The sequence below is a fragment of the Actinomadura sp. KC216 genome (genome assembly GCF_004348535.1).
Lineage (GTDB): Bacteria > Actinomycetota > Actinomycetes > Streptosporangiales > Streptosporangiaceae > Spirillospora.
The window spans coordinates 25,837-32,192 of the sequence record NZ_SMJX01000071.1; the positions used below are offsets into that span (position 1 = coordinate 25,837).

At 77.1% G+C, this 6,356-nt stretch carries 6 protein-coding genes; 4 read left to right on the plus strand and 2 right to left on the minus strand.

The genetic code is table 11. The annotated features are described in order from the left end of the window. Positions 1 to 18 precede the first annotated feature (18 nt). Positions 19 to 768, plus strand: coding sequence for an alpha/beta hydrolase (locus E1264_RS15105; protein ID WP_132173824.1), 750 nt, complete (start codon positions 19 to 21; stop codon positions 766 to 768). A gap of 96 nt (positions 769 to 864) precedes the next feature. Here the strand turns inward: E1264_RS15105 and E1264_RS15110 are convergent, their stop codons facing one another. Beyond that, positions 865 to 2,739 (minus strand): glycoside hydrolase family 3 protein, encoded by a 1,875-nt coding sequence (locus E1264_RS15110; protein WP_132173826.1) that lies wholly within the window; start codon positions 2,737 to 2,739, stop codon positions 865 to 867. Positions 2,740 to 2,942: 203 nt separating this feature from the next. On the opposite strand from E1264_RS15110, the gene E1264_RS15115 reads away from it, so the two are divergent. Genes E1264_RS15115 through E1264_RS15125 form a run of 3 tightly spaced genes read left to right on the plus strand, consistent with a single transcriptional unit; the run spans position 2,943 to position 6,079 of the window. Next, positions 2,943 to 4,442 carry a serine/threonine-protein kinase gene (locus E1264_RS15115; protein WP_207935924.1) on the plus strand — a complete coding sequence of 500 codons (1,500 nt, stop codon included), beginning with the start codon at positions 2,943 to 2,945 and terminating at the stop codon, positions 4,440 to 4,442. A 21-nt stretch (positions 4,443 to 4,463) separates the two neighbouring features. Next, a complete protein-coding gene (locus tag E1264_RS44620) occupies positions 4,464 to 5,549 on the plus strand; it encodes a serine/threonine-protein kinase (RefSeq protein WP_207935925.1) in 1,086 nt (361 codons plus the stop codon). 56 nt (positions 5,550 to 5,605) lie between these two features. Beyond that, the gene (locus E1264_RS15125; protein ID WP_132173828.1) at positions 5,606 to 6,079 is read left to right on the plus strand and encodes a hypothetical protein; all 474 of its coding nucleotides are present in this window, start codon (positions 5,606 to 5,608) and stop codon (positions 6,077 to 6,079) included. Here the strand turns inward: E1264_RS15125 and E1264_RS43380 are convergent. Beyond that, the coding region (locus E1264_RS43380) for a hypothetical protein (protein ID WP_207935926.1) at positions 6,003 to 6,356 on the minus strand (354 nt) is incomplete at its 5' end. The two genes, E1264_RS15125 and E1264_RS43380, sit on opposite strands and share 77 nt — an antisense overlap.

Consider the following 6,356-nt stretch of genomic DNA (forward strand, 5'->3'; position numbering starts at 1 on the left):
AGAAAGGACGGCTGAGAGATGGCGACGTTCGTACTGGTTCCGGGGTACTGGCTGGGTGCGTGGGCGTGGGATGAGGTGGCCGGGCCGCTGCGCGCCGCGGGCCACGACGTCCACGCGGTGACGCTGGCGGGGATGGCGGAGCGGAAGGGTGAGGCGGCGCCGGATGTGGACGTCGACACCCATGCCGCCGACATCGTCGAGGTCATCGAGCGCGGTGGGCTGACCGGGGTGGTGCTGGTGGCGCACAGCGGCGCGAACATGGCCGCGACCGCCGCGGCCGACCGGATCCCGGAGCGGATCGCGCGGGTGGTGTACGTCGACACCGGGCCGATGCCGTCGGGCCTGGCCGGGATCGACTTCCACGACCCGCAGGCGCGCGCGGCGCTGGAGAAGCAGGTCGCCGACGAGGGCGAGGGGTGGCTGATCCCGGTGCCGCCGTTCGACCCCGCCGACGACCCGGTCAACCTCGCCGGGCTGACCGGGGAGCAGCTGGCGGTGATGCGCGAGCGCGGCACGCCGCAGCCGTTCGGGACGGCGACGCAGCCGGCCGCGCGTCCCGACCCGCTGCCGGACACGCCCCGCACGCTCGTCGCCTGCACGATCCCGCTGGCGGCGGTGCGGCAGATGGGCGAGGAGGGCGACCCGATCTTCGCCGGGATGACCGGCCCGACCTGGACCTACCGGGAGCTGCCCACCGGCCATTGGCCGATGTTCTCCGCGCCGCGCGAGCTGGCCGCGCTGCTGGACGAGCTCGCCGCGCTCGGCTAGCGCGCACGGCTCGGCGGGCGCGGCTCGGCGGGCGCGGAGCGCCGCTGACCGTCGCGGGGGCCCGGTCAGCGGCGCCCGGCGGCGCCCGGCCGCGGGTCAGCGGCCGTAGCCGAGCCCGTGACCGAACGGGTACAGGGCGGTGCCGGGCTCGTCGCGGACGGGGATCGTGACGGGCAGCCGGCCCTGCGGGTCCAGCTCGCCGAACAGCGCCTTGCCCGCCGACCGCAGCGCTTCGGCGGTGTAGGAGTAGGTGGCCAGGTAGGTGGGGGCCTCGGGGAACCAGGCGATGTCGTAGGGGTCGCGGACGGCGACGACGATGACGGGCTTGCCGGTGGCGAGCAGCGCCTTGACGAGGGTGGTCTGGCCCGGGCCGTTGTGGCCGGGTTCGTCCTTGACGTCCCAGGCGCGGTTGGTGACGGCGACGACGAGGTCCTGGCCCTGCGCGGCGGCGACGGCCTGGTCGATCTGGGCCTGCCCGGGGCTGAGGCCGGTCTGCCGGACGGTGGCGGTGGCGCCGCGCCGGGCGAGCTCGGTGCCGAGCGCCGCGGTGGTGGACACGCCCCACCCGGTGACGAGCACGCTGCGTGGGCCGGGCCGCAGCGGCAGCACCCCGGCGCCGTTCTTGATCAGGGTGGTGGTGCGGTCGGTGGCGCGCTGCGCGGCGGCCAGGTGCGCAGGCGTCCCGACGACGTCGTCGATCCTGGACTCGTCGGCGTAGGGGGCGCGGAACAGGCCGCGCCTGTGCTTCAGCTCCAGGATCCGGTACACCGACTCGTCGATGCGCTTCTCGGTCAGCTCGCCGGATCTCACGGCGGCGACGACGGCGGCGAGCTGGCGGGGGAACACGCCGGTGCCGCCGGCGTCGGCGGGCGGTTTGAGCAGGACGTCCGCGCCGGCCTTGAGGGCGAGGACGGGGATGCGCTCGTCGCCGTACTTGGCGCGGACGCCGTCCATGTCCAGGGCGTCGGTGACGACGACGCCGCGGTAGCGCAGCCGCTCGCGCAGGATGCCGGTGAGGATCGGCCGCGACAGGGTGGCGGGGTCGCCGGAGGCGTCCAGCGACTTCACCACGATGTGCGCGGTCATGATCGAGTCGGCGCCGCGGGCGATCGCGGCGCGGAACGGCGGCAGGTCGAGCCGTTCCCACTCCTGCCGGGTGTGGTCGATCTCGGGGACGCCTGTGTGGCTGTCGGTGGTGGTGTCGCCGTGCCCGGGGAAGTGCTTGACGGTCGGGGTGACGCCCGCCGACCGGTACCCGCCGACCTGCGCGGTGACCATGGAGGCCACCAGGCCCGGGTCGGACCCGAAGGACCGGACGCCGATGACGGGGTTGGCGGGGTTGACGTTGACGTCGGCGTCGGGCGCGTAGTCCTGGTTGACGCCGATGGCGCGCAGCTCCCGTCCGGTGATGCGGGCCAGGGCGCGGGCGTCGCCGGTGCTGCGCCCGGCGGCCAGCGCCATCGCGCCGGGCGACTGGGTGGCGGGCGGCTGGACGCGGGCGACGATGCCGCCCTCCTGGTCGATGGCGATCGTCGCGGGGATCCGGTGGCGCTGCGCGAGCGCGGCGCGCTGGATGCCGTTGGAGAACGCGGCGAGCTGGCGCGGGTCGGTGACGTTCTCGCCGTAGTAGATGAACCCGCCGGGGCTGTAGCGGGCCATGACCTGCGCGGCGTTGTCGGCCCCGTACAGCTTGCGGTTGGCGGCGACGGCGGCGGGATCGGCGGTGTCGGCGCTCTTGCCGTAGATCTGCAGGACGAACAGCTGCGCGGCCTTCTCCTCCAGCGTCATCGCCCGCAGGATCCGCGTCAGGTGCGGGTTGCGGCCGTGCCCGCCGGCCGCCTGCGCGCCGGGCGCGGCCAGTGCGGCGAGGCCGGTGGCGGCGAGCGTCCCGGCGGTGACCCCGGCGAGCCAGCGGCGCCCGAGCCGGTGCCGACGTCCGTGCCGGCGTCCATCCGTGCGGCGACGGTACATGTCGGCTCCCTCCCGCCCCCGAGCAGTCCCGACGATCAAGGTCCTTGCAGGCAAGTTAACCCGGCGCCGGGCGCCCGTCCACGACACCGCGCCCGCCGGAACCGGCCGCGTGGCCGATACAGGGCAGATGATCACAAGGGCCGGGCCCGGGCGGTTAGCCTGGTCGATGATCATTCGGCCCGCCCCCGCCGGAGCGTGATCGCGTGAACCCGCCCGATGGCACCCGTCCATCCGCTGACGCCCGTCCGTCCGGCGGCGCCGTGCGGATCGGTGGCCGGTACCGGCTGGTGCGCGAGCTCGGGCGCGGCGGCATGGGCCGGGTGTGGGAGGCGGTCGACGGGGTGCTGCGGCGCCGGGTCGCGGTGAAGGAGGTGCTGCCACCGGACGGCCTGGAGCCGGACGAGCGGCGGCGGCTGATGGCGCGGGCGGTGCGGGAGGCGCGCGCGGCGGCGCTGCTGGAGCACGAGTCGATCGTGGTGGTGCACGACGTGCTCGACGACGGCGACCGGCCGTGGATCGTGATGGAGCTGGTCGAGGGCGTGACGCTGCGCGAGGCGGCGCCGCTGCCGCCGGCGGAGGCGGCGCGGGTGGGCGCGGCGGTGCTGGACGCGCTGCGCGCCGCGCACGCCGCCGGGGTGCTGCACCGGGACGTGACGCCGGGCAACATCATGCTCGCCCCCGGTCCCGGCGGGCGGGTGGTGCTCACCGACTTCGGCATCGCCGAGCTGGCCGGGGACCCGGCGCTGACCCGGACCGGGACGGTGATCGGCAGCCCCGGCTACATCGCGCCCGAGCGGCTGGACGGCGGCACGGTCGACGGCCGCAGCGACCTGTTCTCCCTCGGCGCGGCCCTGTACGCGGCGGTGGAGGGGCGCGGCCCGTTCGCGCGGGCGTCGGACGCGGCGGCGCTGGCGGCGACGCTCACCGAGGCGCCGCCGCGCCCCCGGAGGGCGGGCCCGCTGCGGCCGGTGCTGGCGGCGCTGCTGCGCAAGAACCCGGCCGACCGCCCGGACCCGGCCGACGTGCAGCGGGCGCTGCGGCGGGTGGCCGCCGGCCGGTCACGGCGGCCGCGGCTGCGGGGGCGGCTGCTGCCGGAGGTGGCGTGGCTGACCGCGATGGCGGTGGCCGCCGCGCTGTTCCTGCTGCCGGACGCGGTCGCCGGGCCGCGCGGCGCGGGCGCCTACCGCGCGGGGCTCGCGCCGTGCCCGCTGACGGTCCGGAACGTCGCGTTCGAGGCCGCGGGGGACGCCGCGTCGGGCGTCCGCAGCTGCTGGTCCGGCTCCGGGTACAGCCTGCGCTGGTACCAGGGGTACCGGAGCGAGCACGGCAGCCCGGCGGCGCTGCGGTTCTCCTCGGTCGGCGCCGCGCACCGCTGGCTGCGGTTCCTGAGCCGCTTCGACCTGGACGGGGAGAGGCGGTACCCCTACACCTACCGGGTGCTCCCCAGCTCGCTTCCCCCGGGGGTCGAGATGCGGGCGCGCCGCCCCCGGCCGCTGGACGGCGTCGCCGACGAGGCGTTCATCCGCGAGGTCCGTTCGGCCGGGACCGGCACGGTCCACCTGATGGAGGTCACCTTCCGCGACTCCAACGTGGTGCTGAGCGTGCGGGTCGAGCCGTACGGGGACCCGGCCGCGACCGTCCGCGCGTCGCTGATCGCCACCGCCGAGGCGGTGGTGTCGTACCTGCGCGCCCGAGAACGCTGACGCTTGGAGAGGGGAGGTCGGGTGACCGTGCTGCGGGGCCGCTACCGGCTGGAGGTGCTGCTGGGCCGCGGCGGGATGGGCGCGGTGTGGCGCGCCACCGACACGGTCCTGGGCCGGGAGGTGGCGGTCAAGGAGCTGCTGCTGCCGGACGGGGCCGCGCCGGAGCGGCGGGCGGTGATGGTGGAGCGGGCGCTGCGGGAGGCGCGCGCCGCCGCCCGGGTCCGGCACCCGAACGTGATCCGCGTGCACGACGTGTTCGCCTCCGGCGGGCGGCCGTGGATCGTGATGGAGCTGCTGTCGGGGCACGGCCTGGACGTGGAGATCGCCGAGCTGGGGCCGCTGCCGCCCGGGCGGGTCGCGGAGGTCGGCCGCGGCGTGCTGGAGGCGCTGCGCGCCGCGCACGAGGAGGGTGTGGTGCATCGCGACGTCAAGCCGGGCAACGTGTTCCGCCGCGACGACGGGCGGGTGGTGCTCACCGACTTCGGCATCGCCGCGATGGACGACGAGGAGCGCATCACCCGGACCGGGCTGCCGATCGGGACGCCCGGCTACATCGCGCCCGAGCGGCTGCGCGGCGTGCCCGCCGGGCCGCCGTCGGACCTGTTCGCGCTCGGGGTGCTGCTGTACGCGGCGCTGACGGGGGCGGCGCCGTTCGCCCGCGACGAGCCGCTCGCGGCGCTGGGCGCCGTCCTGACCCACAGCCCGCCGCGGCCGCAGGGCCCGCCGCGCCTGACCGAGCTGATCATGGGGCTGCTGGCGCCCGACCCGGCGCGCCGCGTCACCGCGGACCGGGCCCGCGACGCGCTCGCCGATCCGGACCTGACCGCGCCCGCCGCCGCGCCCGCGGTGGTTCCGCGGTGGTGGGCGCCGGCGCGGGTCGCGCTGGTGGCGGTGGGCGTGCTGGCGGTGGTGTCGGTGCCGCTGCGCGGCTGCGGCGCGGCGCCGGCGGAGGTGGAGGTGGTGCCGACCGTGGCGCCCCGCGCGGGGACGCCGACGCCGGACCCGGCGCCGACGTTCCGGCTGTTCCCGACGCTGGACCCGTCGCGGCTGCTGCCGCCGGGGTACACGCCGTCGATCCCGCCGTGCCTGCTGCGGGGCGACTGTTGATCCCGGGGCTGCGGGGGGTGCCCGCCGATCCGTTGCCGCCGTGGGCGCCGGGGCGGGTGAGCGGCGACCGTGCGCTGCTGCGGCTGGCGGCCGCGCTGGCGGTGGCGGCGGGGGGCGCGGCGCTGGCGTCCACCGGCGGCGACCCGGCCCTGTACTGGCCGCGGCTGGCGTGGACGCTGGGGCTGGCGGCGGTGTCGGTGCTGGCGCTGATCCGCCCGGCGCGCCGTGACCGGCGCGGCTGGTGGGCGGTGGTCCTCGCCGCGCTGGGGGTGATCGCGGCGGTGCTGGTGAAGTTCGCGGTGACGGGCGCGGCGGTGGCGTGGGCGCCGGCGGCCGCGGCGGCGTGGACGGCGGTGACGCTGGCGCCGCTGGCGGCCCGGGCACCGCGCCGCCCGGCGCCCTGGACGGCGCCGGTCCGGGGAGCGGTCCGGGCGGTGGCCCGGAGGTTCCCGTTCAGAGGGCCGGGCCCTCGACGTAGGGGGCCAGCGTCGCCCGGTACTGCGACGGCAGAATCCCCGACCGATACATGATCGCCTGCTCTTGGCCGTAGACGGGGCAGACCTCGTCGGCGCCGGTGATCTCGAACCGGCGGACCTCCCGCCCGGTGCGGGCCTCCAGCAGCCGGACCAGGTATCGCGTCCGGTAGAGGGTGACGGTGCCGGTCTGGCTGCGTTCGAAGACGGTGAGGCGGGAGTAGCGGGGGCATCGCGCCGCCTCCTCGCCGAGCCCGGTGTCCTCGTCGATCGGCTCGGCGCAGGAGACGAGCTGGACCTGTCCGGGCGCGGTGGGCCGCCAGGCGGCGGGGGG